Origin of the sequence: Oerskovia sp. NPDC056781 (assembly GCF_042789955.1) — a bacterium.
In the GTDB taxonomy this organism is placed as follows: domain Bacteria; phylum Actinomycetota; class Actinomycetes; order Actinomycetales; family Cellulomonadaceae; genus Oerskovia; species Oerskovia rustica.
The window spans coordinates 1-1098 of sequence record NZ_JBHUAD010000412.1; the positions used below are offsets into that span (position 1 = coordinate 1).

Genomic DNA, 1098 nt, shown 5'->3' on the forward strand with positions numbered 1-1098 from the left:
GGGGCCGGGCGCGCCCCGCGGCGGGTCTCGGCGGCGTTGTGGGGGTTGGGGGTCTGTCGTGGCCCGCGGTACCCCCCCCGAAGTGCACACTCGGCGACTCGTCTCCTCCCCCGCCGAGCCGAGCGCCCCCGGCTGCCCGTAGCGTGGGCCTCATGCGTATCGGAGCACACGTCGACCAGGCCGACGCCGTCAACCAGGCACGAGCGATCGGCGCCGACCAGGCCCAGGTCTTCCTGGGCGACCCCCAGGGCTGGAAGGGCGCCGAGTTCACGTACCCCGGCGGCGCCGAGGCCCTGCGCGCAGACGCCGCGGCCGCGGACCTCGACCTGTACGTGCACGCGCCGTACGTCATCAACGTCGCGAGCACCAACAACCGCATCCGGATCCCGAGCCGCAAGTCGCTCCAGAAGATCGTCGACGGTGCGGCGGAGATCGGCGCCAAGGGCGTGATCGTCCACGGCGGCCACGTGACCGCGACCGACGACGTCGCGGTCGGCTACGACAACTGGCGCAAGGCGATCGACGCGCTCGACGCCAAGGTGCCCGTCCTGATCGAGAACACCGCGGGCGGCGCGAAGTCGATGGCGCGCACCATCGAGAGCATCGGGCGGCTGTGGGACGCGATCGGGGCCGCGGAGGGCGGCGACGAGGTCGGCTTCACGCTCGACACGTGCCACGCCTGGGCGGGCGGGATCGACCTGAGCACCGCCGCGGACCAGGTCCGCGCCGTGACGGGCCGCATCGACCTGGTGCACGCGAACGACAGCCGGGACACGTTCGACTCGGGCGCCGACCGGCACGCCCACTTCGGCGACGGGCTCATCCCGCCCGACGAGCTGGTCGCGGTCATCGCCTCGGCCGGGGCGCCCGTGATCTGCGAGACGCACGGCGACATGGGCCCGGACATCGCCTGGCTGCGCTCGCGCCTGGGCTGAGCGGCCCGACGGCGCCGCTCGGCCCCGGGCGGCCGGGTGCGGACGGTCGTCGCGATCGTCGGGGTGGGTGACGGTCGGCCGGTCGGACCGTACGGTCCCCTCGCCGAGCATGCGGATGGCGTCGCCCGAGCATGCGGATGGCGTCCGTCTCAGGGTAGGGACG

1 protein-coding gene is annotated in these 1098 nt (G+C 74.1%); it reads left to right on the forward strand.

The genetic code is table 11. The annotated features are described in order from the left end of the window. Positions 1 to 152: 152 nt before the first annotated feature. A complete protein-coding gene (locus ACFRCR_RS18835) occupies positions 153 to 935 on the forward strand; it encodes a deoxyribonuclease IV (protein WP_377679719.1) in 783 nt (260 codons plus the stop codon). The last annotated feature ends 163 nt before the right edge of the window (positions 936 to 1098 follow it).

Coding starts and splice junctions, on each gene's coding strand:
- ACFRCR_RS18835 (WP_377679719.1), top strand. CDS start 153: ATGCGTATCGGAGCACACGTCGACCAGGCCGACGCCGTCAACCAGGCA.